Below are 26338 nucleotides of genomic sequence, written 5' to 3' on the forward strand. Positions count from 1 at the left end.
CGCCCAGGCGATGCCCATCTCTGCCTTGCCTGGGCTTCACCCCAAAGGATCGGTGCCTCTATCAGCACCGGTCAACGGCGCGGCGGGGCGGCCCCGGTAAGGCACGTGAAAGACGTGTTCGATGATCTCCAGGATCTCGTTCCAATAAGCCGCGTCGCTTTGATAGAGCTCCGGAGCCTGCCGCTTCAGCCGGCGCTGTTCCACGATCGCTCCGAAGAACATGTCGGAGGCGAAGCGGAACCGGCTGATAAAGACTGCGTTCGGCAAATCCGCGAAATGATTGCGCAGACGGTTGTAGACCTCGTTGATCGCCGGTTGCGGAACTTCGGACCGCAGATAGGGATGCACCGCCTCGCTTCGGTAGAGCAGCCGCAGCAGAAACCGCGAATAGGATTGACGTGTCTGTTCGTCGAAGCATTCGACCAGCGGCATGAAACGCGCGGCCAGCAGGCCCCGAAGCGTCAGCTCCCCCTGCCCCGCCTTTTCGGCGTCGAGCCGGGCGCGGCAAGCCTCTTCGAAAGCCGGCACACGGTTGTCGAAAACCGCCTGGACCAGCCCTTCTTTCGAACCGAAGTGATGGTGGATCGAATAGCTGTTCACCAGGCCGGCCGCGTTGATGATCTGACGAAGCGAGACCCCCTCGATCCCGTGTTCCCCGAACAGCTTCTCGGCAGCGAGAATCAGCTTCATCGCTCCGTCGGAGGGGGATTTTCGCGATTGGTTCTTGGGGGCCATACCTGAAAGCCTCTCGTCGGTGCGGATGCCAATGGTCTCCGTCAAATGGGTGTTGGCACGCTCACATCATGAGACGGGCCGCGCGGCATCACGTTTATGCGCAAGATCAAAAAACACAGTCAAGACATTGCCGCTTATGGAAGAAAAACAGCCCCGCCCTGTGTGTATTCGGTCTTCAGGGCGCAACGCCGTTCGGACACGCCCCGGCGCCGGACCTGCCCGGCGCGCCGGTGACGGCAGTCACCAGGGCCGCGCCGGACAGCCGAACCTTGCGGGCGCCGGCGAAATGCCCGTTCGCGCGGACCGGCCAACTTCTTCTTGACAAATTCAGCCCACTCCCGGCACACCTTTAATACGAGCGTATTAATACGCCACACAAGACGACAGAACGACCGGGAGGAATGATGCGATGTCAAAGAACGCAAAGTGGGCGCATGGATGGCCCGCAAGCTCTCTTTTGCTTTCCGTCAAGCCGGTAAACGCCTTCGGCGACCGCACGGCCAGGCTGGCGCTCGCCATGATCACCGACCAGCAGCGCGCCTCAAAACCATCGGAGACAAAAGAATGAACATTGCAACATCCTTCAAACGGGTGATGTCACCACTGACCATCCGAAACCTCACGATCAAGAATCGCGTGGTGCGCACCGCCCACGCCACGGCCTTTGCCGACGGGACGATCTCGGACGAGCTGATCAACTATCATCTCGCACGCGCCGAGGGCGGTGTGGGGCTGACCATTCTCGAAGGCTCCTGGGTCGATGAAGCGTCTCGCAACTATGCGCGCAACATCCACAGCTGGACTGATGATGTGATCCCCGGCTACCGGAAGCTGATGGAGGCCATCGAGCCCACGGGCATGCGGGTGTTTCAGCAGCTCTGGCATGGGGGCGGCATCTATTCGGGCTGGCAGGTCGTGCAAAAGGGGCCCTCGGCCCTGCCCGGCATGTTCACCGGCGTGCCCACCCGCGCCTTCACCCGCGAGGACATCCGTTTCATCGTCAATGCCTTTGCCGAAGGTGCGCGGCGCTGCGACGAAGGCGGGCTGCATGGTGCCGAGCTTGCCGGTTCGCACGGATATCTGGCGATGCAGTTCCTGTCGCCCTGGAGCAACCAGCGCACCGATGAATATGGCGGCAGCCTGGAAAACCGCGTGCGCTTTGCCCGTGAGGTATTGGAAGAATGCCGCAAGGCGGTGTCGGACGATTTCGTCATGGGCATGCGGGTCGGGCCGGAAGTTCTGGACGGCGGGCTGACCACGCCCGAAATCATCGAAGCCATGAACATGCTGAAAGCCGACGGGCTTCTGGATTTCCTCAACATGTCGGTTGGCGGATATCACAGCCCTGAAAGCATCGTGCCGGCGCTCAACAACCCCGCGGGTGTCGAGCTGGAACTGAACCGGGGCGTGCGCGAGGCCACGGGGCTTATCACCTTCATGTCGGGCCGCTTCCGCTCGCTCGATGAGGCCGAGCAGGTGATCGCCGAGGGAGAGGCCGATATGGTGGGCATGACCCGCGCCACGATCGCCGATCCCCACCTCGTGAAGAAAACGATGGAGGAAGGGCCCGATGCCGTGCGGCCCTGTATCGGCTGCAACCAGCTTTGCATTTCGAACATCTTCATGGGCATGCCGCTGCAATGCACCGTGAACGTGCAGGTCGGGCGCGAAGGGGCGTTCATGGGCGGCGTGCCGAAAACCGGCGCACCCAGGAAGGTGCTGGTGATCGGCGGTGGCCCGGCCGGCATGGAGGCCGCGCGGGTTGCCGCGCTGGCAGGCCACAAGGTTGAACTGCACGAAGCGATGCCCGCGTTGGGCGGCACGCTCAAACTCGTGCGGCCGGTGCCCTATCTCGCAGGGCTGGCCGACATCATCCACTGGCTGGAAGCACAGGTCTATGCGCTTGGCGTGGATGTGCGCACCTCGAGCTATGTCGAAACCGACGACATCCTCGCCTCCGGGCCCGATGTCGTGTTGCTGGCGACGGGCGCGACCCCGCGCGACGATGGCTGGCAACTGGGCGCGCCGGCCGTAAAGCAGCCCAACCTCGGGGCGCGGCTTCTGGACACTGCCGAACTGCTCTCGGGCAATGTCACGGTCGAACCGGGGCAGATGGTGATCGTCGAGGATGACACCGGCCATTTCGAGGCGGTCGGGGTCGCCGAATTCCTGCTGGACAAGGGCGCGCATGTGACCTTCGTCACGCGATTTGGCGATCTCGCGCCGCAAATGGCCACAGCCTGGCGGGCACGTCCGGCGCTGCGCCGGCTTAACGCCACGGGCCGGTTTGCTCTGCACACCCACAGCTATCTCGCCGATGTCAATCAGCGCGGCGACGTTGTCATCGGCTCTTTCGTCGAGAAGCAGCCGATCGAGCTGACCGCCGATCACATCGCCTGTATCGGCTACAACATCCCGAATGACGATATCTATGACGAGCTGACGGCCGCCGGCTTTGGCGGCCGTGTCGAGCTGCTCGGGGATTGCGCAAGCCCCCGCTATCTTCATGCCGCCATCCATGACGGTTTCAACATCGCTCTGAGCCTGTGATGCGGCCCACATCATGAGGAAACGAAATACAATCGGGCAGGGAGAGAACCATGTCTAACCGACCCTTTAATCTCAATTATTCCCATTCTGGCGTCTGCGTCGCCGATATGGATCGCGCCAAGGCGTTCTATATGAACGGGCTTGGCTTCAAGGAGGCCGCCGCGTTCAACGTGGGTAACGAATGCCAGCAGCTGCTGGGCCTGGACAGCGATATCGATATGCTCACGCAAATGATGGTGCTTGACCATTTCGTCGTCGAGCTGATCAAATTCGAAACGCCCAGCCCCGTGCCTGCCGGCGGGCTGAACCCGATGACCCGGACGGGGCTGACCCATCTGTCTTTCACGGTCGAGGACGTCGACGCCGCAGCCGTGCATCTGGAGGCGTGCGGCGCCCATATCCTGCACGAAACCCGCACGACAATTCCGCTCCCCAACGGCGAATCGACGGAGCTGGTCTTTTGCACCGATCCTGACGGGACGCGGATCGAAATCTATCAGCCCCCCGCATCCATGAAAATGACGGGCTGATATCGCGGTGCGGTGAAGGCAACGACAAGGAGGCAAGCCAGACGCGTCTGGCTTGATGCCGCTTCAGGGCAACGGCGTTGCCCGCAAACGAAGACACTGGCATCCCCCGGCGCCTGCGCGGCGCCGGGGGATGCCAGATCGCTCAGCGGTAAGGATAGCCCGCTTTTTCCATCACGGCGGCGTAATCCTTGAACGCCTGCACAACCTGGGCCGAACGCGGGCTGGACGATGCGATGTCATCCCAGAATTCGCTGGAGTCGGCCACGACCTGCGCCCATTCCTCGGACGGGATCGAGGTCAGCTCCATCTTCTCGCCCTCGACCCGCAGCTTGGCCTCGCCGCCCCAATACCAGACGTTCCGGTAGTAATGCGACTGGTCGATGGTCGACATGAACAACTGCTGCAGATGCGCCGGCACCGCATCCCAGCTTTTCTGGTTCGCGAAATACGAGCCGCACCAGGCGCCGGTCACGCTGTTGGTCAGGGCGTAGTTGCACACATCGGCCCAGCCGACCTCGTAGGCTTCGGTGAAGCCGCACCAGGCCACGCCGTCCAGCTCGCCCGTCTGCAGCGCGACCTCGACATCGTCCCACGGCACGGTCACCGGGATAAGCCCGTAGCGCGACAGGAACTTGCCCGCCGTCGGCACGCCGAACACGCGCTTGCCCTTCATGTCGGCGAGGCTGCGGATCGGGTCCTTGGTGAAGATGTGCAGCGGATCCCACGCCCCGGCGGACAGCCATTTGACGTTGTCGACCTCGCCGTAGGCCTCTTCCCAGATCTCGTTCAGGCCGTAATAGGCAAACAGCGCCGGCAGATCGAGGCTGAAGCGGGTGTTGAACGGGAAATAGCCGCCAAAGACGGAGATATCGACCGGCGAGGCCATGGTGGCATCATCCGATTGCACCGCGTCGATGGTGCCGTTCTGCAGCGCGCGGAACAGCTCCGACGTGGGCACAAGCTGATCGGCGTAGTAAAGCTCGATCTCCATCTCGCCATTGGCGGCGGCGTTGAACGCCTCGATCTGCGGCTTGATCACATGCGCGCCCAGCGGCGCCCCAGAATAGGTCTGCAACCGCCACTTGATCGGCGCGCTCTGGGCATTCACGAAGGGCGCCGACAGCGTCGCCCCGGCGGCGGCGGCGCCGCCCAGCCCCGCGCGCCGCATGAACTGGCGGCGGCTTTGCAGGATCTTTTCCGACGGTGACTGGTTCTTGGTGTCTTTGGTCATTTTCTGTCTACTCCTTTGTTGGGTCGGGATACGGCCCGCCTGGGCCGGGTGTTATGCCGCTCAGCCTCCGCGGACGGTTTGGGGCAGCCAAAGTGCAAGCTGCGGAAAGATCATCACAAGGGCGATTGTCAGGGCCATCATCGCCACGAAAGGCCAGATGGAACGGTAGATGTCGCGCAGCCCGATCTCTTCGGGGGCCATCGCGCGCATCAGGAACAGGTTATAGCCGAAGGGCGGCGTGATATAGGCGATCTGGCAGGTCATCGTGTAGAGAACGCCGAACCAGATCAGATCGAATTCAAGCGTCTTGACCAGCGGCACGTAAAGCGGCGCCACGATCACCAGCATGGCCGTGTCATCCAGGAACATGCCCATCACGATAAAGCTGATCTGCATCATGATGATGATCTGCCAGGGCGACAGATCCCAGCGGGTGATGAAGAGCGACTCGATCGCGCGCACCGCGCCGATACCGTCGAACACCGCGCCGAAGGCCAGCGCCGCGAGGATCAGGAACAGGAACATGCACGAGATCGACAGCGTCTTGCGCGCGGTTTCGTGGATCATCCGCCAGGTCAGCCGCCCCTTGATGGCCGCCGCCAGCGTCGCCGCGCTCGCCCCCACGGCCGAACTTTCGACAAGGCTGGTGATGCCCATGATGAACAGGCCCGTCATGGCGAAGAAGATCAGGAACGGGATGATCCCCGCCCGCAACAGCCGCAGCTTGTCGCTCAACGGCATGTTCAGATCCTCGTCGGAGACAGTCGGCGCAAGCTCGGGGTTGATGCGGCAGCGGATCACCACATAAATCACGAACATCGCCGCCATCAGCAGCCCCGGCATGACACCCGCCAGCCAGAGCTGGCTGACCGGTTGCCGCGCGATCATCCCGTAAAGCACCATGACCACGCTGGGCGGCACCAGAATGCCGAGCGACGATCCCCCCTGCACCACGCCGGTGATCAGCACCTTGTCATAGCCGCGCCGCAGCATCTCCGGCAGGGCGATGGTCGCGCCGATGGCCATGCCCGCCACCGAAAGCCCGTTCATGGCCGAAATGATGACCATCAGGAAGATCGTGCCGATGGCCAGCCCGCCGCGCACCCGCCCGAACCAGACATGCAGCATCCGGTACAGATCTTCGGCGATCCCCGCCTCTGAAAGGATGTAGCCCATGTAGATGAACAGGGGCAGCGTCAGCATCGGGAACCAGTTGAACAGCTTGAACGTGGCGTTGAACGGCATCTCGACCGCGCCCTGGCCGTAAAGCAACAGCGCCGCCCCCGCGGCCACGAAACCGATGGCGGCAAACACGCGCTGCCCGGTCATCAGCAGCACCATCATCGATGCGAACATCAGAATCGCGATCAGTTCATAGCTCATGACAGGTCCGCCCCCCGCAGGGTGGCGACATGCTTGAAGATGAGCGAGACCGTCTGCAGCACCATCAGCACGATACAGGCCACGATAAGCACCTTTATCGGGATCATCGAAGGGTTCCACATCGAGAACCGGCGCTCGCCCGTCTGGATGGCGTATTCAAGGCTGGAAATCGAGCCGATGAGCATCACCACGAGATAGAACAGCAGGCAGCCGATCGTCGCCAGATCCATCCACGCCTTGCCGCGTTCGGACAGGTGTTCGTAGAAAAGATCCATCCGCACATGGTCGTTGTTCTTCAGCGTCATCGCGCCGCCCATGAAATAATAGGCGGCCAGCGTGAACTGCGCGGCCTCGATCGCCCAGTGCAGCGGTATCTGGATCACGTTGCGCATGACCGCGTCCAGCAACAGGATCGCGACCATCAGAAAGATCAGATACATCGCGACATAGCCGACATAATCCGACATGCGGTCAATCAGCCGGACATAGGTTCTTATCACATTCGGCATGCGCCATTTTCCCTGCATCCACGCCCGTTTACCGGGCCTATCTTACGTCACATCGCGCCGCGCCGAGCGCGGCGGCGAAGGCCTCGTCCGGCGCTTCGTCGCAGACAAGAACATTGATCTCGTCCAGACGACAGACGCGGAACGCCGCCTTGCGCCCGAACTTCGCGCGATGCGCAACAACCACCGTATTGCGCGCGTGGTTGATCATCTTTCGGGCAACCTGTGCCTCGTCGAAATTCGAATCCATCGCGCCGACCACGGGATCGAGCGCCGCCACCGTCAGCACCGCGTGATCGGCCTGGAACTGCCCGATCTGGTCCAGCGCGATCGGGCCCACGGTTTCGGAATTGTCGCCGCTGAACGATCCACCCAGCAGAAACACCCGTGTGCCATTGCCCGCGCGCCCCAGCGTTGTCGCGATACCCAGCGAATTGGTGATCACGGTCAGCCCCCCGACCCCGGCCAGCGCCTCGGCACAGATCTGCGTGGTGGTGCCGGTGTCGATGAAAAGCGTGTCGCCCGGTTCGACGAGCACAGCCAGTTTGCCGGCGATCACCTGCTTGGCCTCGAAATGCTCGGCCATCCTTTCCTGAAAGCTGCCCTCGGTGTGCAGCCGCAGGCGCTTGGCGCCGCCATGTATCTTTTGCAGGGCGCCGGTTTCGGCCAGATGGGCAAGATCGCGCCGTATCGTCTCGGCCGACACATCGAACTGCCGGGCCAGCGCCTCCACGCTGGTCTGGCCGTGCTGGCCGACAAATTCCACGATCCGCTTCTGACGCTGTTTTGGTTTCACGCAAGGCCCCCGATGCACCCGAAGGCAAGTTGGTCGCCGTGACCGTGTCAACATCTTTCGCCGCAAGATGCCCGGATTTTGTGCAACAACACTGAATTTATTGACTGAACGGTCACGTGCTGTCAGAAAAACAGCAGTTTGCGTACGCCATGCCCGACCACAACAGGATCCGTCGCGCGATGCCAGCCGCCCCTTCCGCCTTGCAAGGATCATTCGACGTCGCGGTCATCGGCGCGGGTGTGATCGGCTGCGCCATCGCGCGGCGTTTCACCCTCGAGGGCGCGCGGGTGGCCGTGATCGAAAAGGCGCCCGACATTCTGGATGGGGCATCCAAGGGCAACAGCGCGATCCTGCACACCGGGTTCGACGCGCCGCCCGGCGCGCTCGAGACCGCCTGTATTGCCGAGGGCTACGCCGAATACCTTGAAATCCATGACAAACTCGGCCTGCCCCTGATCCGCGCCGGCGCACTCGTCGTCGCCTGGACCGAAGAGGAGGAAGCCCTGCTGCCGGCCCTGATCCAACAGGCGCGGGACAATGGCGTGGCCGATATCGCCCCGCTGAGTGCTGCCGAAACCCGCGCTCTCGAACCCGGGCTGGGGGCCGGTGTGCGGGCCGGTTTCCGCGTGCCCCGGGAATATCTGATCGACCCGTGGTCCGCCCCCCATGCCTATCTGCTGCAGGCGCTTGCCAACGGCGCCACGCTGCTACGCGGGTGCGAGGTGACGGGGGGCGGTTTCGACGGGGCGATGTGGCGGCTTGAAACCACCCGCGGCCCGCTTTCCGCCGGGATCGTGATCAATGCCGCCGGGCTTTATGGTGACCGGATCGACGCGCGGCTGATCGGCCACAGCGATTTCACCATCCGCCCGCGCAAGGGGCAGTTCATCGTCTATGACAAACCGGCGGCCGCGCTGGCCACGCATATCCTGCTGCCGGTGCCCAGCAAGATCACCAAGGGGATCGTTGTCTGCCGCACCGCGTTCGGCAACCTGATCGTCGGCCCCACGGCCGAGGATCAGGACGACCGGGAAACCGCCGCGCTGGTGCCCGAAACGCTCGCCGCCCTGCGCGCGCGCGGCGAAGAGATACTGCCGGCGCTGGCCGGGCAGGATGTGACGGCGATCTATGCCGGATTGCGCCCGGCGTCGGAATTCAAGGACTATCAGATCCGCGCCCATGCCGGGCTGAACTATGTCACCGTCGGCGCGATCCGGTCGACCGGGCTCAGCTCCGCCCTCGGCACGGCGCGGCATGTTCACCGGCTCTGTGCCGAGTTCGGGCACCAGCGCACGCCGCTGGGGGCCCCGGTCTGGCCACAGGTGACGGGCATCAGCGAATATGCCCGGCGCGACTGGCAATGCCCGGGAAACGGCGGCATCGTCTGCCATTGCGAGCGGGTCACCCGGCGCGAGATCGAGGCGGCCCTGTCCGGCCCGCTGGCGGCGCAAAGCCTTGCCGGGTTGAAACGCCGCACGCGGGTCACGATGGGGCGGTGCCAGGGGTTTTATTGCTCTGCCGCGCTGGCCGCCCTGACCAAAGGGCGGCTGACCCAGCCGATGGCGGAGGCAGAAGATGACCGGTGATCTTCCGGGTTTCGCCGATGTGGTGATCGTTGGCGCCGGCCCGGCGGGCCTTGCCGCCGCAGCCGAGTTGAAGGCGCGCGGCGTCGGCTCGGTTCTGGTGCTGGAGCGCGAGGCGCAGGCCGGAGGCATCCCGCGCCACTGCGGGCATTCCCCGTTCGGGATGCGCGAATTTCACCGGCTGCTGCGCGGCCCGGCCTATGCCGCACGGCTGCTGGCGCGGGCGCAGGCGGCGGGGGCCCTCGTCAAAACCGGCGTGACCGTCACTGCCCTGCATCCGGGGTCAGGGCTGAGCGTGGCAAGCGCGGGCGGGCTGCGGCAGATCACCGCCCGCCGGGTGCTGCTGTGCACCGGGGTGCGCGAAAGCACGCGCGCCGCGCGTCTGATCGGCGGCACCAAGCCGGGCGGCGTGCTCTCTACCGGGGCGCTTCAGGGGATGGTGCATCTGCAGGCGCTGCGCCCGTTCCGCAATCCGGTGGTTCTGGGAACGGAGCTTGTTTCCTTCTCGGCGCTGCTGACTTGCCGCCATCTGGGCATCCGCCCCGCCGCGATGATCGAGCCCGGGCCGCGCGTGACGGCACGCAGGCCCGCCGGCCTTCTGCCGCGCCTGCAGGGCGTGCCGCTGCTGCGCAACACATCAATCACCGCCATCGAAGGCCGCGACCGGGTGACCGGCGTCAGCCTGCAGACGGCGGATGGCGCGCGGCGACGCCTCGCCTGTGACGGTGTGATCGTGACCGGCGGCTTCCGGCCGGAGGCGGCGCTTGTGCGCGACAGCCACCTGACGATGGACCCGGCCACCGGCGGGCCCGTGGTGGATCAGTTCGGCCGCTGCTCCGACCCGGCCTATTTCGCGGCCGGCAACCTGCTGCGCCCCGTGGAGACGGCCGGCTGGAGCTGGAATGAAGGCCGGATCATCGGGCGGGCGATTGCGGAAAGCCTTGGCGACGAAGTTCCAGACTTCGCTCAGAACATGAAGATTGAATTACAAGGTGATGTTCTGAAATACATCTTGCCGCAAACCCTTTCTGCCTGTCCGGCCCCTGCCGCGCTGCGGCACTTCCAGCTTCGTGTCACCCGCCCGGCGCGCGGACGGCTGATCCTTCGGGTGAACGGCGAGGTGGTTCTGTCGCGGGCGCTGTCGGCCCTGCCGGAACGACGCATCACCCTGCCCCTCAACGCACTTCCGGCGGGGGCCGAGGGGGTGGCGGAACTCTCATTCGAGGACGGCCCGGCATGAAGGCACTGGCCATTGATCAGGGCACCACGAGCACGCGCGCGTTGCTGGTTGATGCGGCGGGCCGGATCACCCCGCTGCTAGGCCTGCCGCACCGGCAATCCTATCCGCGCCCCGGATGGGTTGAGCATGACCCCGAAGAGTTGATCGCCAACCTGCGCGCCTGTCTGGACGCCGCCGACGGGATCGCCGATCTGGCCGCCGTCGGCCTGGCCAATCAGGGCGAAAGCTGCCTGGCCTGGGACAGTCACACCGGCCGGGCCCTGGGGCCGGTGATCGTCTGGCAGGACGACCGGACAAGGGATCACATCGAAGATCTGCGCCGCGCCGGAGCCGAACCGCTTGTGCGCGACCGTGCGGGCCTGCCGCTCGACGCCTATTTCTCGGCCTCGAAACTGGGCTGGATCATGCGCGAGATCCCCCAGGCCGCAACGCTGGCCGCGCAGGGCCGGCTGCGGCTGGGCACCACCGATGCCTTCTTTCGCGACCGCCTGACAGGCCGGTTCGAAACCGACGTCGCCACCGCCTCGCGCACGGCGCTGATGAATCTGGCCACCTGCACCTGGGACACCGAGCTTTGCGCGCTGTTCGGCGTGCCGCCCGAGGCGCTGCCCGCGATCGGCCCGACAACCGGCGCGCTGGGGGCGCTCGCCTGCGGCGCGCGCGCGGTGCCGCTGACCGCCAGCATCGTGGATCAACAGGCGTCGCTTCATGGTCACGGCTGCCGCGACGCCGGGGATACCAAGATCACCTTCGGCACGGGCGCCTTCGCCCTCAGCGTGTCCGGCCCTGCCCTGCACCGGCCAGAGGACGGGCCGTTGCCCACCGTCGCCTGGCAAAAGGCCGGGGCGGCGCCTGTCTATGCGCTGGATGGCGGCGTCTATGCCGCGTCTGCGGCGGTGAACTGGGCGCGCGGCCTCGGGCTGTTCGCCGATTTCGCCGAGATCGACGATTTCACCACCCCGCCCGCCATCGGCCGCGGCCTTGTGTTTGTGCCGGCGCTGGCCGGTCTGGCCTGCCCGCACTGGGATCGCCGCGCGCGGGGCGCCTGGATGGGGCTGTCGCTGGACACCGGACCGCGCGACATGATGCAGGCCGTGCTGGAGGGCGTGGCCTTTCGCACCGCTCAGGTCGTCGCGGCGATCGCGCGCCATCAGCCGGTCGGCGCCCCGATCCCGATCGACGGCGGGATGACCGCCAATCGCTATTTCTGCCAGTTTCTGGCCGACACGCTGGGGCGGGAGCTGATCGTTTCGGACGCCCCCGAGCTGACCGCCGTCGGCGCGGCCACCCTGGCGGCCGAAGCCGCCGGCCAGCCGGTCGCGGCAAATGCCACGGGCCGCAGGATCACCCCGCGCGCCCAGCCGCCCGGCTTCGGCCATGCCTTCGATGCCGCCTGCGCGATGGTGCGGGGTTTCGGCGCCGGTGGAACCGGCGAAGACGCATCCTGACACCACGGCCCCCGCCGATCTTGCGGTCATTGCGGATTGATCGCACCGGTTTCACCTGTTTCGCCCCCCAATTGTCTTTTTTTCAACAAGGAATGGCGTTAAGTTTTCAGACATAGGACCACTGCTTTTCCCACGACTGTTTTTGAGGGTGAAATCGTGAAATGTGTAATTCTGGCAGGCGGCTACGGAACCCGCCTGAGCGAAGAAACCACGCGCATTCCCAAGCCGATGGTTCAGATCGGAGGCCGACCGATCCTTTGGCATATCATGAAGATCTACGGCCATTGGGGCGTCACCGATTTCATCATATGCCTTGGCTACAAGGGATATGTGATCAAGGAATATTTCGCGAACTATCATCTTCACGTCAGCGATGCCGTCTTCGACCTGGCCAATGGCCGCACCGAGATCATTCAGAACCACGCGGAACCCTGGCGGGTGACGCTGGTCGACACCGGCGAGGACAGCATGACCGGCGGCCGTCTGCGGCGGGTGATGCATCTGCTGCAGGGCGAAGACGCCTTCTGCCTGACCTATGGCGACGGTGTCGCCGATGTGAACATCACCGAACTTGTCGCCTTTCACCGCGCCCATGGCAAAGCCGCCACCGTGACCGCCGTGCCGCCGCCGCGCCGGTTCGGCCAGCTTGAACTTGCCGGCGAGACGGTCACGACCTTTTCGGAAAAACCCGTGGGCGAAGGCGGGCTGATCAACGGCGGCTTCTTTGTTCTGTCGCCCACGGTGGCCGAGCTTCTGCCCTCGGATCAGACCGTGTGGGAGCATGAGCCGCTGCGCACCCTTGCCGAGACGGATCAGTTGCAGGCCCACCGCCATTCCGGGTTCTGGCAGCCGATGGACACGCTGCGCGACGCGAATTACCTGAACGAGCTGTGGGACAGCGGCCAGGCCCCCTGGAAGCTTTGGCAATGACACCTGACTTCTGGCAGGATCGCCGCGTTTTGATCACCGGACATACCGGGTTCAAGGGGGCTTGGCTTGCGGCCTGGCTCGACATGCTGAAGGCGCACATCAGCGGCTTTGCCCTTGCCCCCGAAGGCCTGCCCAATCTGTGGTCCTTGCTGGCGCTGGACGACCGCATCGCCCAGACCATCGCCGACATCAACGACGAGGCCGCGCTGGACGCGGCACTGGCCCGTGACAGGCCGGAAATCGTGTTTCACTTCGCGGCGCAATCGCTTGTGCGCCGGTCCTATCACCTTCCGGTCGAAACCTTTGCCGCCAATGTACTGGGCGTGGTGTCCTTGCTGCAGGCCGTCGCCCGGGCGCCGTCGGTGCGGGCGGTCGTTATCGCCACCTCCGACAAATGCTATGAAAACCTCGAGCGCGCCGAGCCCTACACCGAAGCGGACAGGTTCGGCGGGCGCGACCCCTATTCCGCCTCCAAGGGGTGCGCGGAAATAGCCGCCGCCGCGATGCGTCAGAGCTTTTTCCAACCCCATGCGCCCGAAGGCCACCCTGCCCGGATCGCCACGGTGCGGGCCGGAAACGTGATCGGCGGCGGCGACTGGTCCGAAGACCGGCTGGTGCCCGACATCATCCGCGGCTGTCTGGGGCCTGAACAGCGCGCCGTCATCCGCGCGCCCCGCTCGATCCGCCCGTGGCAGCATGTTCTGGAACCGCTGGCCGGGTATATGGCACTGGCCGAAAAGCTGCACTCCGGCGAGGAAGGCTTTGACAGCGGCTGGAATTTCGGCCCCGGCGCGGAAAACGAACGGCCCGTGATCGCGCTTGCCCGGGGCCTGGTCGAAACGCTGGGGCGGGGCCGGCTGGAGGTTGTCGAAAACCCCAACGCCCCGCATGAGGCCAGAATTCTTCGCCTGGACGCCAGCAAGGCACAGCGGCAACTGGGCTGGACGCCCACTCTCGACTTTTCGCAAACGCTTTCCATGACGGCGGATTGGTACGCCCGTTGGGCCGCGGGCGCGCAGGCCGCCGACGTGACACGCCAGCAGATTCGGGCCTTCACGCAAAAAGGTATATGACATGACGGCACTCCCGCCCCCGAAATGCCGGCATTGCGGCGCCCCGCTGACGCGCAGCCTTGTCGACCTCGGCCTGTCGCCGCTGGCCAATTCCTACGTCCCGCCGGAACGGGCGGGCGTGCCCGACCCGATGTACCCGCTGCATGCGCGGGTCTGCGATGAATGCCTTCTGGTGCAGGTCGATGACGTCGTTCCGGCGGCGGAGATCTTCAATCAGGACTATGCCTATTTCTCGTCCTTTTCGGATAGCTGGCTGGCGCATTGTCGCGATTACGCCGAAGCCGCCACCGGGCGGTTCGGTCTCGGGCCTTCCTCTCTGGTGCTCGAGATCGCGTCGAATGACGGTTATCTGCTGCAATATTTCGCGGCGCAGGGAATCCCCGTGCTTGGCGTCGAACCGGCGGCGAACGTGGCCGCCGTGGCCGAGGCCAGGGGCATCCCCACCCGTGTCGATTTCTTCGGCAAGGCGCTGGCGGATGCGCTGGTCGCCGAGGGCATCCGGCCCGATCTGATCTGTTCGGCCAATGTGCTGGCGCATGTGCCCGACATCAACGATTTCGTCGCCGGCGTGGCCACGCTTTTGTCGGAGGATGCGGTTTACACGGTCGAATTCCCGCATCTGGCCAATCTGATCCGGGATGTGCAGTTCGACACGATCTATCACGAACATTATTCCTATCTTTCCCTCGTCGCGGTCGAAGGCATTTTCGCCGATGCGGGCCTGCGGGTGTTCGATGTGGAAGCCCTGCCGACCCATGGCGGCTCGCTTCGGGTTTATGCCTGCCGCGCGGCTTCGGGCCGGGCGGAACAGCCGGCCGTCGCGGCGGTGCGTCAGGCGGAACACGCGGCGCGGCTGGACCGGCCCGAAGGCTATGAAGGGTTCGAGGCACGTGTTCAGGCGGTGCGCGACGGGCTGCTGGCCTATCTGAGGGCGGCAAAGACCGAAGGCCGGCGCGTGGCGGCCTATGGCGCGGCGGCCAAGGGCAACACGCTGCTGAACTATTGCGGGGTCGGCCCCGAGTTGATCGACTATGTGGTGGACCGGAATCCGGCCAAGCAGAACACGCTTCTGCCCGGCAGCCGTATCCCGGTGCGCCCGGTCGAGGCGCTGTCCCGGACCCCGCCGGATGATATCCTGATATTGCCGTGGAACATCCGGGAGGAGATCGTCGCGCAGCTGGATGATCTGCGGCAGAAGGGTGTGCGGTTCGTCACCGCGGTTCCCAAGATCACCGTAATCGGCTGAAGGGCGGCCCGGTATGGCGCAACGCATCCTCGTGACCGGCGCGAACGGTTTTATCGGCCGGCATTGCACCCGTGCCCTCGCCGATGCCGGGTGGGAGGTGGTGGCCATCGGGCGGCAGGCCCGGCCGCAGCCCCATATCACGCGCAGCCTGCAATGCGACCTGCTGGATATCACGGCGGCCGGGGCGGCGGTGCGGGGTGCGGCGGCCAGCCATATGCTGCATCTGGCGTGGCATGACGGGCCGCGCGATCGCTGGACATCACTATCCAATCTGGATTGGGCGACAGCCACCCTTTCGCTGACGCGCGCCTTCGCGGCGGGCGGCGGAGAGCGGCTGATCTTCGCCGGAAGCTGCGCCGAATATGACTGGCGCGCGCCGGTCCTGTCCGAGGCGACGACCCCGCTGAACCCGGCCAGCCTGTACGGCGCGGCGAAGGCCGCGACCGGCGGGCTGCTCCGGGCTGCGCAGGCGGCGCTGGGGATTTCGGTGGCCGAGGCGCGGATTTTCTTTTGCTATGGTCCGGGCGAACCGAAGGGGCGGCTGATCAGCGATCTGCTGGAGGGGCTGGCACAGGGGGTGCCCGTGCGCTGCACCGATGGCCTGCAGCAACGCGACTATCTGCATGCCGCCGATGTGGCCCGCGCCCTGACGCTGGTCGCGGGCGCGGGCATCGAGGGCGCAGTGAACATCGCCAGCGGCAAAGCCATCGCCGTGCGCGACCTCGTGCGGACAGCGGCCCGGCAGATGGGCCGCCCCGATCTGCCCGTTTTGGGGGCGTTGCCCCGCGCGGCGGATGATCCGGCGGTTCTGGTCGGCGATGTCGCGCGGCTGGGCGCGCTGGGGTTCAAGCCCGCCTTCGACCTTGAAACCGGCATCGCCGATACGATCGCCCGGTGGCGGCAGGATACGCCATGAAACGGATCGCCAGCGCCGCGCGCCATCAGACGATCCGGCGTTTCGCCCGCTTCGTGCTGGTGGGGCTGATCAACACGCTGTTCGGCTACGGGCTTTACGCCGCGCTGATCCTGATCGGAACGCCGCCGCAACCGGCGCTGTTCCTTTCCTTCTTCGTGGGGGTTTTGTGGAATTACTTCACCACCGCGCGGTTTGTCTTTCGCGTCGGCGGGTTTTCCCGGCTTCCGGCCTATGCCGCATGTTACATCGCCGTTTACCTGTTGAACGCCTATGTCCTGCATGGCGTGATCCGCGCCGGCCTTTCACCGCTGACGGCACAGGCGCTGCTGACACCGCTGGCGGCGGTTCTGACATTCGTTCTGGTCTCTTTCGTCATGCGCCCGCGTCCCGCCTGACGCCGCCGCTATTCGCTGCATTCCCGGCGCAGGGTCGTGGCGACCACCGGCGTGCGATCGGGAAACGCGCCCAGCAACGCCTCGTTCCCGGCGGCGCCACGGTCGAGCGCATAGATCGTGCGCCCCGGCCGCAGATAGGGGTCATTCCGGTACATGGCCGCTTCCGCAAGCTCTTGGCAGGGCAGGAAGACGATGGCCCCCTCCGGCCCGATCTCCGGCGCCTCGGGCATCTGATAGGCCGCGATAAGCCGCCCGAGCCCCGCCCGGGTGCTGTAACGCTCTCCCCCGCGCCAGCTGGTGGTGACGATGCCGCCGAACAGGCAACAAATCACGATCGCCGTCACGATCCGGTGCCGCGCGACGGCGAAGCCCGCGCCCTGCAGCCGGTCGATGACCCCCGAGGCGCCCGCCACCGACAGGATGACGAAGGCGAAAAACGCACCGAACCAATAGCGCGGGCCGATATAGAAGGTCGCCGTGAACCAGTAGAAAAAATGCAGGCCGACAACGCTGGCCGCGACAATCAGCATAAGACGGTCGGGCCGCTGCGGCCGCGCCCAGAGCAGATAGCACCAGATCAGAATCAGCGATCCGCAGGTCCAGCCGAACAGCTCGAAATTCAGAGAGCCGAGGCCGTTGGTCAGGTTGATCAGACCCTCGGCAAAGGAATGGCCATGCCACAGGTCCAGCGTGCCCCAGCCGCCCGGCGGCCCGATATCCTTGCCAAAACCGAACGCATTCGCCCCCGCGCCCCAGAGCGCGGCCAGATAAACGGTTTGCGGCGTCGCGAGCGGGTGCCCGGTGAAAACCATGTTATAGGGGAACAACAGCGCCCCGGTCGCGATACAGCCCAGGGCATAGCCGAAAACCGGCCCGTAGCGCCGCCGCTGCCCGAAGCGCCACAACAGCCAGATCCCGCTCAGCCCCCCCAGCAGCACGCCTTCAAGGGCACGCGTCAGAAACAGCCATCCCATGAAAAGCCCCGCCGCAAAGGCCAGGGCCGTCACGCCCGTTGCCCCGCTATCGGCCCGGTCGCGCGCGATGGCGAGCAGCAGCCAGGCGCCGAGCGTCAGCGCCAGGCACAGCGGATGGGTCATGAGAGACGCCGACATCCCGAGCAGCCAGGGCGACGCGGCCATCAGCAGCGCGGCAAGATCGGCCTGCCCGCGCCCGCCGACACGTTTCCAGAACCCGTGGCCAAGCCAGACCGACAGCCCGCCAAGCAACGGGTTGATCAACGTCGGGGCGCCAAGCAGCACCCCGATCGCAAGCACGGCCGGCCAGCCCGGCGCCGTCACCGCGTACCAGCCGCGGCCGTCCGGCTGCAAAAGGTAGTATTCGAAGGCGGGCGCGGTGCCTGCGGGCAGTGGCGGCGCCATCACCGCCCCGCCCGCGAAGGTGTGCGCCTGAAACAGATAGGCGGTTTCATCCTCGACGATCGGGATGCCTTCGAAAGCCAGCCAGGACAGCGCCACCGCCGCCATGAACAGCACGAGGGGTGCCACCACCGGAACGGCGTGTGAAAGACGCTCCGCCATGCGCGGGCCGGGGGCGAGCTGCGGCAGATCGGGGGACGTGACGATCGCCAACACGTTCAGCAGGCCGATCCCCGCGAAAATACCACCCGCAACGAGATGAAGCAGATAGCCCAGATAATCGCCGCGCCACATGAACCCCATGATGGATACGGTAAAGAGCCCGCTGAGCACGAACAGTGACACGAGTCTGAACAGGCCGAATGCGCCTATCACCTTTTGCAGCCGATCGCGTCCGGCCACCATCACCACCGCCAGCAGCGACAGCACACCCTGCGCGGCGATCAGCGCGAACAGGCATGCCTCGGCGATACCGTCGGGGGAAAGGTGAATGAACTGATACCACCCCGGATCGGTCACCAGAAGCTGCGCCGCGCCGCCCGCGAACAGCAGCGCCGTAAGGGCCCCTGCCCGCGGCGCATCAAGCCGTGCAAACGCGAAACCCAGCGTGCAGCCCAGCAAGACGCACAGCGCGAACCAGGTGCCCTTGTCCGGCGTGCCGCCGCCGGCGACGGCGGCGCCAAAGGCAGCAAGCGCGGCAACTCCGAACAGGGCTGTAGGCAGAAGCCGGCGGTCGGCGACCCCGGCCTGCTCGCGCCCGGCGTTCATGCCTTTGCCCCGACGGAGCGAGGCGCGCGCCCCGCCTCGGCGCCCGCGACGTTGATCGTCTCTTTCTCGATCACCAAAGGCCCGCGGCGGACCTGGCTGTGGATCGAGGTCACGTATTCCCCCAGCATCCCGATGAAGAAAAGCTGAATGCCCGACAGAAAGAACAGCGCCACGATGATGGTCGTCGTCCCGCGTGGTGCGGCGGTATCGGACAGGAAATAGGCGATCACGGAAAACAGCGCGAACAGCACGCACAAGATCGAAATCGCGATGCCGGCGAAGGTGCACATCCGCAGCGGCGCGCGGGTGAAGGCGAAGATGCCGTTCAGCGCCTGATCGACCAGCATGAACACATTATGCTTGGAAATGCCCCGCTTGCGGGCCTTCCAGGTATAAGGGCGGATGATTTTCTTGAACCCGACCGACGCGATGATGCCGCGGATATAGGGGTAATGATCCTCATGCTTCAGCACCGCCTCCAGCACCTTGCGGTCGATCAGCTGAAACTCTCCGACATCCGGTGAAATCTCGAAATCGGACAGGCTGTTGACGATGCGGTAGAACGCCCAGCGACACCCCCGCAGAACAAGCGATTCCTCGCGGTCGGAGCGCGCGCCGGCCACGATATCATACCCGCTTTCCCAAAGCTGGACGAATTCCGGCAAAAGCTCCGGCGGGTCCTGCAGATCGACCGGCAGCATCACTAGGATCGCATCGCCCGTGGCATGGCGCAGCCCGTTGAAAGTGGAGCGAAAGACGCCGTAGTTCCGCGAATTCACGATAACGCTGACATCGGGATCGCTGGCGGCGATCTCGCGCAATATCTCTACGGTTCTGTCCGAAGACGCATTGTCCACAAAGATGTGCTGCCGATGGTAGCCCGGAAGCTCGCGTTCGAAAATCTCTCTCACCGCGGCATGACAGGCCGCGACGTTGTCTTCTTCGTTGAAGCAGGGGGAAATGACCGAAATGGTTTTCACGTCAAACTCTTTGTTCATCCGAGGGCCGGAAACGCGGCCGGATTGCAATCAGGAGGGCCTCGCCCCGCGCGCGGGAATACCGGCCGGGCGCCGGAGCTATGATGGGAGCGTGTGTCTGGTTCCGATCAGATCGCTGGCACGGTGGCGGGAGGACTCGAGTCGCCGACAGGGCTGTTTCATTCCGAAACCGCATGGCTGGCTCTGCCCGAAACGCATACATTCCGTCACCGTCCCGTCGGCCCAGCACCGGCCCGAAAGGGGCTGTGGCCGCAATATACAGGGTTCCGCCCTGTGATCTGACAAATAGCGACAAGCCCAGAGGCTTATCTGAAGCGGTTCAAAAGCTGTTTGGCTGGCAAAATGCTGGCTATGATATAATTCAAGGAACGCAACGCCGCCCCTTTGGCAAAAAATCCCATCTTCTTGCGCACAGGTCAAGCCCGGCCGCGCCCGTCACCTGCGATATAGCCGCGCGACGGCCATGGCACGGCAAAGCTGATTGCCAAGCTCTGTGGACCCCAAGGTCGTTCAGGTGCTGGCGATCCCGGAAGGACTCGAACCCTCAACATCCTGATTAGAAGTCAGGTGCTCTATCCAGTTGAGCTACGGGACCGCATGCCACGCGTTTTGCGCGAGAGCCCCGGTAAAGGCAAGTCTTCAGTGCGTCCAGACCGTGCGCCGCTCGGTCGCGAAATTCTCGCCATAGCCGCGGGGGCGGATGTTGGGCTTGCGCTTTTTCGGCTCCAGCACGATCGCGTCGATGCCATGCTCCTGCGCATAGTCCAGCGCGGCCTCCTTGCTGTCGAACCGCAGCCGCACCTGCGCCTGCGTGTCGGACGAGCTGGTCCAGCCCATCAGCGGGTCCACCGAACGCGGGCTGGCCGGGGCGAACTCCAGCACCCAGTGGCGGGTCCTGGCAGTGCCGGACTGCATCGCGGTTCTCGCGGGCTGATAGATACGGGCCTGCATGGCGCTCTCCCTCATGCTGTGGTGCTTTTATCGGAAATCCCGGAAGCCCGCGCAAGAGGCGAAACCACCGCACGCGCCCTTGAACCGGAACAAAAACGGATCAAATGTGAAGAGCCGCCAGAGGATTCGCCCATGCCCTATGCCCATTCCGACAAATCCGCCCCGGTGCTGCACGCGCCCGCGCCGGATGTGAAGTCCCGCCCCAAGCTGGAAGGCGGCAAGCGCTTTGTGATGAAGACCGATTTCACCGCCGCCGGTGATCAGCCCACGGCGATCGCCGAGCTTTCGGCCGGCGTGAACAATGGCGAGCGGGATCAGGTGCTGCTGGGCGCCACCGGCACCGGCAAGACCTTCACCATGGCCAAGGTGATCGAGGAAACCCAGCGCCCCGCCATCATCCTGGCCCCGAACAAGACGCTGGCGGCCCAGCTCTACGGCGAGTTCAAGGGCTTTTTCCCCGACAATGCCGTGGAATATTTCGTCAGCTACTATGATTATTACCAGCCCGAGGCCTATGTCGCGCGGTCTGACACCTATATCGAGAAAGAATCCCAGATCAACGAGCAGATCGACCGGATGCGCCATTCGGCCACCCGCGCCCTGCTGGAGCGTGATGACGTGATCATCGTGGCGTCTGTCTCGTGTATCTACGGCATCGGGTCGGTCGAGACCTACGGCGCGATGACGCAGGATCTGATCGTGGGGCAGGAATATGACCAGCGCAAGGTGATGGCCGATCTCATCGCCCAGGCCTATCGCCGCAACGACGCAGCCTTTCAGCGCGGCAGTTTCCGCGTGCGCGGCGACAGCCTTGAAATCTGGCCCGCCCACCTTGAAGACCGCGCCTGGAAATTGTCGTTTTTTGGCGAGGAACTGGAGGCGATAACGGAGTTTGACCCGCTGACAGGTTCGAAAACGGATACATTCGACCGCATCCGCATCTATGCGAACTCGCATTACGTGACCCCGAAACCGACGATGAAACAGGCGATCATCGGCATCCGGAAAGAACTGCGCACCCGGCTTGACCAGCTCGTGAACGAGGGCAAGCTGCTGGAGGCGCAGCGGCTGGAACAGCGCACCAATTTCGATCTGGAGATGCTCGAGGCGACCGGCGTGTGCAACGGGATCGAGAACTATTCGCGCTATCTGACCGGCCGCGCCCCGGGCGAGCCGCCCCCTACCCTTTTCGAATTCATCCCCGATCATGCCATTGTCTTCGCCGATGAATCCCACGTCTCGGTGCCGCAGATCGGCGGCATGTACAAGGGCGACTTCCGCCGCAAGATGACGCTGGCCGAACACGGCTTCCGGCTGCCCAGCTGCATGGATAACCGCCCCCTGAAGTTCGAGGAATGGGACGCGATGCGCCCGCAATCGGTGTTCGTATCGGCGACCCCCGCCAAGTGGGAAATCGAGCAGACCGGCGGCGTCTTCACCGAACAGGTGATCCGCCCCACCGGGCTGCTGGATCCGCAGGTCGAGATCCGCCCCGTCGAGATGCAGGTGGACGACCTGCTGGACGAGATCCGCAAGGTCACCGCCGATGGCTTCCGCACGCTGGTCACCACGCTGACCAAACGCATGGCCGAAGACCTGACCGAATACCTGCACGAACAGGGCATCAAGGTCCGCTACATGCATTCCGACATCGACACGATCGAACGGATCGAGATCCTGCGCGACCTGCGGCTGGGCGCCTTCGACGTGCTGATCGGCATCAACCTGCTGCGCGAGGGGCTGGATATCCCCGAATGCGGCCTCGTCGCCATTCTGGACGCCGACAAGGAGGGCTTCCTGCGCTCGGAAACCTCGCTGATCCAGACCATAGGGCGCGCGGCGCGTAACGCCGAGGGGCGGGTCATCCTCTATGCCGACCGCATCACCGGCTCGATGGAGCGCGCCATCAGCGAAACCGACCGGCGCCGCGAAAAGCAGATGGCCTATAACCTGGAGCATGGCATCACCCCCGCGACCGTCAAGAAGAACGTCGAGGATATTCTGGCCGGCCTCTACAAGGGCGATGTGGATATGAACCGCGTCACCGCCACGGTCGACAAGCCCCTGCACGGCGCCAACCTCGAGGCGCATCTGGACGGGCTTCGGGCGGCGATGCGCAAGGCCGCCGAGAACCTGGAATTCGAAGAGGCCGCAAGGCTCCGCGACGAGGTCAAACGGCTGGAGGCGGTGGATCTCGCGATCTCCGACGACCCGCTGGCGCGGCAATCGGCGGTGGAGGCGGCCAGCGACGCCGCCGTAAATGCGCGCGGGCGGTCAACGGCGGGAAGGCCCGGGCAGAGAGGCGGCGTCAAGCGGCGGGGGCGGTAGGTCGTTTCGGGGAAACCGAAACGCGGGCGTGAGCACCATCGCGCCAATTCCGCCGCCGCGCGCGCCGTGCTATGGTTTTTGCCATGAAATGGTCAAAGCTCTCTGAACACCAGATTCGCAAGGCCCAGGCCGAAGGCCAGTTCGACAACCTCGAGGGCGCGGGCAAACCCCTGCCCCCGCCCGGCCATGGCGATTTCGCCGAAGCGGCCGGGTTTCGCATCATGGCAGAGGCCGGCGCCCTGCCGCAGGAGGTGGAACTGCGCAAGGCCCTGAAGGCCCAGGCACAAAAGCTGGCCGCCACAACCGACCCCGCCGAACGCAAACGTGCAATGGCGGCCTTTGCCGATCTGCAACAAAAGCGCGCCATTCAGGAAGAGGCGCGGCGAAAGTTCTACAGCACCCGCTGACGGCGCCCCTAGCCGAACACCCCGGCCACGTCATACATCACCGGCTCGAACCCCTTGCACAGCGCGTTGATCCGCCGGTTGCGCACCCGCATCTCCTCGGTGCGCAGCATGGCCTGAAAATCCTCGCGCTTTTCCCATTGCGAATAATTGGCGATGCGCGTCTGCGCGTCGTTCACATGCAGGCCCGCGCCGATGAACCCCGGCTGTTTCGAGATGACCGCCTCATAGGCGTCCACCAGCTCGTCGAGAATGTCCTGGCATGTGCCGGGCGTCACCTCGAAGGTGGTGATCACCGTCTGCAGCGCCGCGCCTTTTGAAATCGTCGGCATCCGATCCTCCCTTGAACCCGCGATGGGCTAGCGTACCACATGTACCGCGCAGGTCGCATGGCGCACCACGCGGGCAGCGGTGGAGCCGAGGAAATAGTCCTGAAGCCCCGGCCGGTGAGAGGCGATGACGATGCAGTCGACGCCATGTTCCTGCGCATATTCCACGATGGTCCGGCCCGCATGGCCGGTCACGACGGCGGGCTTCACATCGATCACACCCCCCAGTTCGGCGACCAGAGCGGTCTGAACCGCGTCGCGCGTTTTCTCTTCCTGTCCCTCGGGCAGGTATTGCGCCACGTAGGACGGAACCGCTTCGATCACGTGAAGCGCGGTGATTTTCCCGTCATCGGCCAACAGCGCGCGGGCGATCTGTAGTGCGGTTGCGGTGTTCGGGCCGTGATCCAGCGCGATGGGAACGATAATATGGTGGTACATCGGGTGCAGCCTCCTGTTGTGCTCCGGCCAGACTGGCACGACAACGGGCGCGCCACCTTGACGCAGGTCAGGTTGCCGAAACCGGCTCAGACCGCGGCGAGCACCTCTTGCGCCAGCGCTTCGACCTCGGCCGCGGCGCTGCTTTTGCGCCCGGCCTCCAGCACGCCCAGGCCAAGGCCCAGGGTTTCGGCGAAGGTCACGCGGTTGCCCAGAACCGCCTCGGCCAGGCCCGCGTCCAGCTCGGCGGCCTTGCCCGCGACTTCGGCGTTCAGCTTGGTGCCGGCGCGGGTGCGGTTGAGGATCAGCATCGTCGGGCGCCCTTCCCGGCGGGCCAGATCCAGCACCCCTTCGGTCGCCCACAGATCGACCTGCGACATGGCCACCGGCACCAGCACCAGTTGCGCGCCGCGCAGCGCCGGGCGCAGATCACTGTCGGCCTTGGGCGGCGTGTCCACCAGCACGATGTCGTGGTCTCCCGCCAGCTTGCCGGTCTCATACCCCACCCCCCAGGCCGAGGCGGTGGACAGCGCCATGCCGGGATCACCCAGCCGTTCGGCGCGGGCCATGAACCAGCGGCCGAGGCTGCCCTGCGGATCGGTGTCCAGAAGCGCGACGCGCAGACCCTGGCGGGTGAAGGCCACGGCCAGATTGGCCGCCAGCGTGGTTTTTCCGCTTCCGCCCTTTTGTTGCGCGATCGTGATAATCCGGCCTGTCATGGCATGTCCTTCGATGCTGCAGCGCAGAATGTCAGGGTCCGGCCAGATTCGCACCCCTTAATGACGCAGCATGCCCGGTTAGCGCCCGGAAAGGCGGATTAACCCTACGTTAACCAACCGCGCCCCAGACTGGTACGCGGGAGATCGTCATGCGCGCAATACTGCCCCTTCTGGCCCTGCTCATGTGGGCAACGGACATCCCCGCCGGGGCATGGCTGCGCGACGAGGGGGAGGTGTTCCTGTCTTTCTCGCAGACCGCCGCGATTGACGGGGATGGCGATTATGCCTCGGTCCTGCTGGAATACGGGCTGCGGCCGGCGCTGACCCTCGGCCTCGACGCCGGCCAGAACGAAGAGGCGGACCGGCAGGGCGTGCTGTTCCTGCGCCACCGGCTCGACCGGGCCGAGGGGCCGAACCGTCTGGCGGCCGAACTGGGGCTTGGCACGTCGGAGGGCGCGCTCACCTTTCGCCCCGGCCTGTCCTGGGGGCGCGGCGTGGCAACGCGCTGGGGCCAGGGCTGGGTCTCGGTCGATACGCTGGCGGAACTGCGCGAAAGCAGCACGACCCCGGTTCTGAAAGCCGATACGACGTTCGGGCTGCGCACCGCCCGGGATGCGCTGCTGATCGTGCAACTGCAGGCCGGCGATTACCCCGATGCCACGCCCTATCTGCGGGTGGTGCCGTCTTACGTTCACCGGATGAACAGCCGGGCGTTCGTGGAACTCGGGCTCAGCGCCGGCGCCGTGGGGCACGATCCGCTGGCCATCAAACTGGGCACCTGGCTGGCGTTCTAGCCGGTCAGCCGCCGGGCGTCATCACCGTCAGCCCCAGCATCCGCCAGCTTTGCATCCCGCCACGGTAGTAAAAGATCCGCTCCGGCGGATAGCCCGCGCCCACCATGCTGCGGATCGCGGTCGGCGATTGCCCGCACCACAGCCCGTTGCAGAACAGCGCCACGCGTTTGGCCGCGCTGCAATCCCAGCCATCGAAATCGGCCTCGCAGCCCAGATCACCCAGCCGGTCCAGTATCTCGGTATAGGGGATGGGCCGCCCGCCGGGGATTGTGCCGCGCAGATACCAATCACGGGTGCGGCTGTCGATCACCAGCGCCTCGGGGTCCTGCAGCATCTCCAGCAGCTCCAGCTCGCCGATCGTCGTGACCCCTTCGGCGGGCGTCATCGGCTGGATGCAGAACGGCGGACAGTCGCGCGAAGTGCGCGCCCACTCTCCCGTCACCTCGTTCGCGCTGTCCTGTTCGCGCATGATCGTGACCGGCCCGTCGGGCGTTTGCACCACCACCTGCGGCAGATCCCTGCCGATCATCACCTTCAGCTCCTCCGCCTGCCCCGGCAGGGCCAGAAGCAGAAATGCCGCACATGCTGCCAAAATTCGCATGACATCCTCCTCAATTCGGCGCCCGACTCTGTGCAGGCCGCGGCGCAGGGGGCAGGATAGCGGAAATTCAGCC

The 26338-nt window shown here is 65.1% G+C and carries 26 protein-coding genes and 1 tRNA gene; 14 read left to right on the plus strand and 13 right to left on the minus strand.

The features are described 5' to 3' along the window. Positions 1 to 36: 36 nt before the first annotated feature. Positions 37 to 690, minus strand: a complete 654-nt coding sequence (locus TQ29_RS09810; protein WP_054539009.1) for a TetR/AcrR family transcriptional regulator — start codon at positions 688 to 690, stop codon at positions 37 to 39. 454 nt (positions 691 to 1144) lie between these two features. On the opposite strand from TQ29_RS09810, the gene TQ29_RS20890 reads away from it, so the two are divergent. From TQ29_RS20890 to TQ29_RS09820, 3 genes are read left to right on the plus strand one after another with little or no spacing between them, the layout of a single operon-like run. After that, positions 1145 to 1303: a hypothetical protein gene (locus tag TQ29_RS20890; RefSeq protein WP_160173122.1), complete on the plus strand. Its 159-nt coding sequence runs from the start codon at positions 1145 to 1147 to the stop codon at positions 1301 to 1303. After that, positions 1300 to 3285: an FAD-dependent oxidoreductase gene (locus tag TQ29_RS09815; protein ID WP_054539010.1), complete on the plus strand. Its 1986-nt coding sequence runs from the start codon at positions 1300 to 1302 to the stop codon at positions 3283 to 3285. Before TQ29_RS20890 ends, TQ29_RS09815 begins: the two co-directional genes overlap by 4 nt. Positions 3286 to 3335: 50 nt before the next feature. Continuing rightward, the gene (locus TQ29_RS09820) at positions 3336 to 3815 is read left to right on the plus strand and encodes a VOC family protein (RefSeq protein ID WP_054539011.1); all 480 of its coding nucleotides are present in this window, start codon (positions 3336 to 3338) and stop codon (positions 3813 to 3815) included. A gap of 142 nt (positions 3816 to 3957) precedes the next feature. Here TQ29_RS09820 and TQ29_RS09825 read toward each other — a convergent pair whose 3' ends face one another. The 4 genes from TQ29_RS09825 to TQ29_RS09840 all read right to left on the minus strand — a co-directional run bounded on the left by TQ29_RS09825 (position 3958) and on the right by TQ29_RS09840 (position 7731). Then, positions 3958 to 5004, minus strand: a complete 1047-nt coding sequence (locus TQ29_RS09825; RefSeq protein WP_207642734.1) for a TRAP transporter substrate-binding protein — start codon at positions 5002 to 5004, stop codon at positions 3958 to 3960. A gap of 102 nt (positions 5005 to 5106) precedes the next feature. Further along, positions 5107 to 6429 (minus strand): TRAP transporter large permease subunit, encoded by a 1323-nt coding sequence (locus tag TQ29_RS09830; RefSeq protein WP_054539013.1) that lies wholly within the window; start codon positions 6427 to 6429, stop codon positions 5107 to 5109. Continuing rightward, positions 6426 to 6938 (minus strand): TRAP transporter small permease subunit, encoded by a 513-nt coding sequence (locus TQ29_RS09835; RefSeq protein WP_157445564.1) that lies wholly within the window; start codon positions 6936 to 6938, stop codon positions 6426 to 6428. Before TQ29_RS09835 ends, TQ29_RS09830 begins: the two co-directional genes overlap by 4 nt. 37 nt (positions 6939 to 6975) lie before the next feature. Beyond that, positions 6976 to 7731 (minus strand): DeoR/GlpR family DNA-binding transcription regulator, encoded by a 756-nt coding sequence (locus TQ29_RS09840; RefSeq protein ID WP_054539015.1) that lies wholly within the window; start codon positions 7729 to 7731, stop codon positions 6976 to 6978. 179 nt (positions 7732 to 7910) lie between these two features. Between TQ29_RS09840 and TQ29_RS09845 the strand changes: the two genes are divergently transcribed. From TQ29_RS09845 to TQ29_RS09880, 8 genes are all read left to right on the plus strand, one after another. Further along, positions 7911 to 9317, plus strand: coding sequence for an NAD(P)/FAD-dependent oxidoreductase (locus TQ29_RS09845; protein WP_054539016.1), 1407 nt, complete (start codon positions 7911 to 7913; stop codon positions 9315 to 9317). Continuing rightward, a complete protein-coding gene (locus TQ29_RS09850) occupies positions 9307 to 10554 on the plus strand; it encodes an FAD/NAD(P)-binding oxidoreductase (protein ID WP_054539017.1) in 1248 nt (415 codons plus the stop codon). Before TQ29_RS09845 ends, TQ29_RS09850 begins: the two co-directional genes overlap by 11 nt. Continuing rightward, a complete protein-coding gene (locus tag TQ29_RS09855) occupies positions 10551 to 12002 on the plus strand; it encodes an FGGY family carbohydrate kinase (protein WP_054539018.1) in 1452 nt (483 codons plus the stop codon). The genes TQ29_RS09850 and TQ29_RS09855 overlap by 4 nt, the downstream gene beginning before the upstream one ends. 156 nt (positions 12003 to 12158) lie before the next feature. Next, positions 12159 to 12932, plus strand: a complete 774-nt coding sequence (rfbF, locus tag TQ29_RS09860) for a glucose-1-phosphate cytidylyltransferase (RefSeq protein ID WP_037208156.1) — start codon at positions 12159 to 12161, stop codon at positions 12930 to 12932. Beyond that, positions 12929 to 14005: a CDP-glucose 4,6-dehydratase gene (gene rfbG / locus TQ29_RS09865; protein ID WP_054539019.1), complete on the plus strand. Its 1077-nt coding sequence runs from the start codon at positions 12929 to 12931 to the stop codon at positions 14003 to 14005. The genes rfbF and rfbG overlap by 4 nt, the downstream gene beginning before the upstream one ends. 1 nt (position 14006) lies before the next feature. Then, the gene (locus TQ29_RS09870; RefSeq protein ID WP_054539020.1) at positions 14007 to 15251 is read left to right on the plus strand and encodes a class I SAM-dependent methyltransferase; all 1245 of its coding nucleotides are present in this window, start codon (positions 14007 to 14009) and stop codon (positions 15249 to 15251) included. A gap of 13 nt (positions 15252 to 15264) precedes the next feature. Further along, complete coding sequence (locus TQ29_RS09875; protein WP_054539021.1) at positions 15265 to 16167, plus strand: NAD(P)-dependent oxidoreductase; 903 nt, start codon at positions 15265 to 15267, stop codon at positions 16165 to 16167. After that, positions 16164 to 16562 (plus strand): GtrA family protein, encoded by a 399-nt coding sequence (locus TQ29_RS09880; protein WP_052071387.1) that lies wholly within the window; start codon positions 16164 to 16166, stop codon positions 16560 to 16562. The genes TQ29_RS09875 and TQ29_RS09880 overlap by 4 nt, the downstream gene beginning before the upstream one ends. Before the next feature lie 8 nt (positions 16563 to 16570). Here TQ29_RS09880 and TQ29_RS09885 read toward each other — a convergent pair whose 3' ends face one another. From TQ29_RS09885 to TQ29_RS09900, 4 genes are all read right to left on the minus strand, one after another. Continuing rightward, positions 16571 to 18706, minus strand: a complete 2136-nt coding sequence (locus tag TQ29_RS09885; RefSeq protein ID WP_054539022.1) for a hypothetical protein — start codon at positions 18704 to 18706, stop codon at positions 16571 to 16573. Further along, positions 18703 to 19686, minus strand: coding sequence for a glycosyltransferase family 2 protein (locus TQ29_RS09890; protein ID WP_054540394.1), 984 nt, complete (start codon positions 19684 to 19686; stop codon positions 18703 to 18705). The genes TQ29_RS09885 and TQ29_RS09890 overlap by 4 nt, the downstream gene beginning before the upstream one ends. A gap of 536 nt (positions 19687 to 20222) precedes the next feature. Then, positions 20223 to 20299 (minus strand) — tRNA-Arg (locus TQ29_RS09895). 44 nt (positions 20300 to 20343) lie between these two features. Beyond that, entirely contained in the window at positions 20344 to 20655 is a 312-nt protein-coding gene (locus TQ29_RS09900) for an ETC complex I subunit (RefSeq protein ID WP_054539023.1), read from the minus strand. 132 nt (positions 20656 to 20787) lie between these two features. On the opposite strand from TQ29_RS09900, the gene uvrB reads away from it, so the two are divergent. Both uvrB and TQ29_RS09910 read left to right on the plus strand, forming a co-directional pair. After that, the gene (uvrB, locus tag TQ29_RS09905) at positions 20788 to 22983 is read left to right on the plus strand and encodes an excinuclease ABC subunit UvrB (RefSeq protein ID WP_054539024.1); all 2196 of its coding nucleotides are present in this window, start codon (positions 20788 to 20790) and stop codon (positions 22981 to 22983) included. Between the two features lie 83 nt (positions 22984 to 23066). After that, entirely contained in the window at positions 23067 to 23390 is a 324-nt protein-coding gene (locus TQ29_RS09910; RefSeq protein WP_054540395.1) for a DUF1992 domain-containing protein, read from the plus strand. An 8-nt stretch (positions 23391 to 23398) separates the two neighbouring features. Here TQ29_RS09910 and TQ29_RS09915 read toward each other — a convergent pair whose 3' ends face one another. The 3 genes from TQ29_RS09915 to parA all read right to left on the minus strand — a co-directional run bounded on the left by TQ29_RS09915 (position 23399) and on the right by parA (position 24870). After that, on the minus strand, positions 23399 to 23719 hold the full coding sequence (locus TQ29_RS09915; protein ID WP_037208175.1) for an antibiotic biosynthesis monooxygenase: 321 nt from the start codon (positions 23717 to 23719) through the stop codon (positions 23399 to 23401). A 27-nt stretch (positions 23720 to 23746) separates the two neighbouring features. Next, positions 23747 to 24154: a universal stress protein gene (locus TQ29_RS09920; protein ID WP_054539025.1), complete on the minus strand. Its 408-nt coding sequence runs from the start codon at positions 24152 to 24154 to the stop codon at positions 23747 to 23749. Positions 24155 to 24240: 86 nt separating this feature from the next. Continuing rightward, a complete protein-coding gene (gene parA / locus TQ29_RS09925; RefSeq protein ID WP_037208181.1) occupies positions 24241 to 24870 on the minus strand; it encodes a ParA family partition ATPase in 630 nt (209 codons plus the stop codon). Positions 24871 to 25019: 149 nt separating this feature from the next. On the opposite strand from parA, the gene TQ29_RS09930 reads away from it, so the two are divergent. Continuing rightward, complete coding sequence (locus TQ29_RS09930) at positions 25020 to 25664, plus strand: hypothetical protein (protein ID WP_054539026.1); 645 nt, start codon at positions 25020 to 25022, stop codon at positions 25662 to 25664. A 4-nt stretch (positions 25665 to 25668) separates the two neighbouring features. Here TQ29_RS09930 and TQ29_RS09935 read toward each other — a convergent pair whose 3' ends face one another. After that, positions 25669 to 26265 (minus strand): rhodanese-like domain-containing protein, encoded by a 597-nt coding sequence (locus TQ29_RS09935; RefSeq protein ID WP_054539027.1) that lies wholly within the window; start codon positions 26263 to 26265, stop codon positions 25669 to 25671. Positions 26266 to 26338: the final 73 nt, after the last annotated feature.

The sequence above is a fragment of the Actibacterium sp. EMB200-NS6 genome (assembly GCF_001305615.1).
Taxonomy (GTDB): domain Bacteria; phylum Pseudomonadota; class Alphaproteobacteria; order Rhodobacterales; family Rhodobacteraceae; genus Actibacterium_A; species Actibacterium_A naphthalenivorans.

Excerpts from the sequence above, each read along its gene's own strand:
- TQ29_RS09810 (WP_054539009.1), bottom strand. The coding sequence starts at position 690 with ATGAAGCTGATTCTCGCTGCCGAGAAGCTGTTCGGGGAACACGGGATC.
- TQ29_RS09880 (WP_052071387.1), top strand. The coding sequence starts at position 16,164 with ATGAAACGGATCGCCAGCGCCGCGCGCCATCAGACGATCCGGCGTTTC.
- TQ29_RS09885 (WP_054539022.1), bottom strand. The coding sequence starts at position 18,706 with ATGAACGCCGGGCGCGAGCAGGCCGGGGTCGCCGACCGCCGGCTTCTG.
- TQ29_RS09850 (WP_054539017.1), top strand. The coding sequence starts at position 9,307 with ATGACCGGTGATCTTCCGGGTTTCGCCGATGTGGTGATCGTTGGCGCC.
- TQ29_RS09935 (WP_054539027.1), bottom strand. The coding sequence starts at position 26,265 with ATGCGAATTTTGGCAGCATGTGCGGCATTTCTGCTTCTGGCCCTGCCG.
- TQ29_RS09875 (WP_054539021.1), top strand. The coding sequence starts at position 15,265 with ATGGCGCAACGCATCCTCGTGACCGGCGCGAACGGTTTTATCGGCCGG.
- TQ29_RS20890 (WP_160173122.1), top strand. The coding sequence starts at position 1,145 with ATGTCAAAGAACGCAAAGTGGGCGCATGGATGGCCCGCAAGCTCTCTT.
- TQ29_RS09870 (WP_054539020.1), top strand. The coding sequence starts at position 14,007 with ATGACGGCACTCCCGCCCCCGAAATGCCGGCATTGCGGCGCCCCGCTG.
- TQ29_RS09820 (WP_054539011.1), top strand. The coding sequence starts at position 3,336 with ATGTCTAACCGACCCTTTAATCTCAATTATTCCCATTCTGGCGTCTGC.
- TQ29_RS09815 (WP_054539010.1), top strand. The coding sequence starts at position 1,300 with ATGAACATTGCAACATCCTTCAAACGGGTGATGTCACCACTGACCATC.
- TQ29_RS09920 (WP_054539025.1), bottom strand. The coding sequence starts at position 24,154 with ATGTACCACCATATTATCGTTCCCATCGCGCTGGATCACGGCCCGAAC.
- TQ29_RS09930 (WP_054539026.1), top strand. The coding sequence starts at position 25,020 with ATGCGCGCAATACTGCCCCTTCTGGCCCTGCTCATGTGGGCAACGGAC.
- uvrB (WP_054539024.1), top strand. The coding sequence starts at position 20,788 with ATGCCCTATGCCCATTCCGACAAATCCGCCCCGGTGCTGCACGCGCCC.
- TQ29_RS09830 (WP_054539013.1), bottom strand. The coding sequence starts at position 6,429 with ATGAGCTATGAACTGATCGCGATTCTGATGTTCGCATCGATGATGGTG.
- rfbG (WP_054539019.1), top strand. The coding sequence starts at position 12,929 with ATGACACCTGACTTCTGGCAGGATCGCCGCGTTTTGATCACCGGACAT.
- TQ29_RS09855 (WP_054539018.1), top strand. The coding sequence starts at position 10,551 with ATGAAGGCACTGGCCATTGATCAGGGCACCACGAGCACGCGCGCGTTG.
- TQ29_RS09900 (WP_054539023.1), bottom strand. The coding sequence starts at position 20,655 with ATGCAGGCCCGTATCTATCAGCCCGCGAGAACCGCGATGCAGTCCGGC.
- TQ29_RS09835 (WP_157445564.1), bottom strand. The coding sequence starts at position 6,938 with ATGCCGAATGTGATAAGAACCTATGTCCGGCTGATTGACCGCATGTCG.
- TQ29_RS09910 (WP_054540395.1), top strand. The coding sequence starts at position 23,067 with ATGAAATGGTCAAAGCTCTCTGAACACCAGATTCGCAAGGCCCAGGCC.
- TQ29_RS09915 (WP_037208175.1), bottom strand. The coding sequence starts at position 23,719 with ATGCCGACGATTTCAAAAGGCGCGGCGCTGCAGACGGTGATCACCACC.
- parA (WP_037208181.1), bottom strand. The coding sequence starts at position 24,870 with ATGACAGGCCGGATTATCACGATCGCGCAACAAAAGGGCGGAAGCGGA.
- TQ29_RS09845 (WP_054539016.1), top strand. The coding sequence starts at position 7,911 with ATGCCAGCCGCCCCTTCCGCCTTGCAAGGATCATTCGACGTCGCGGTC.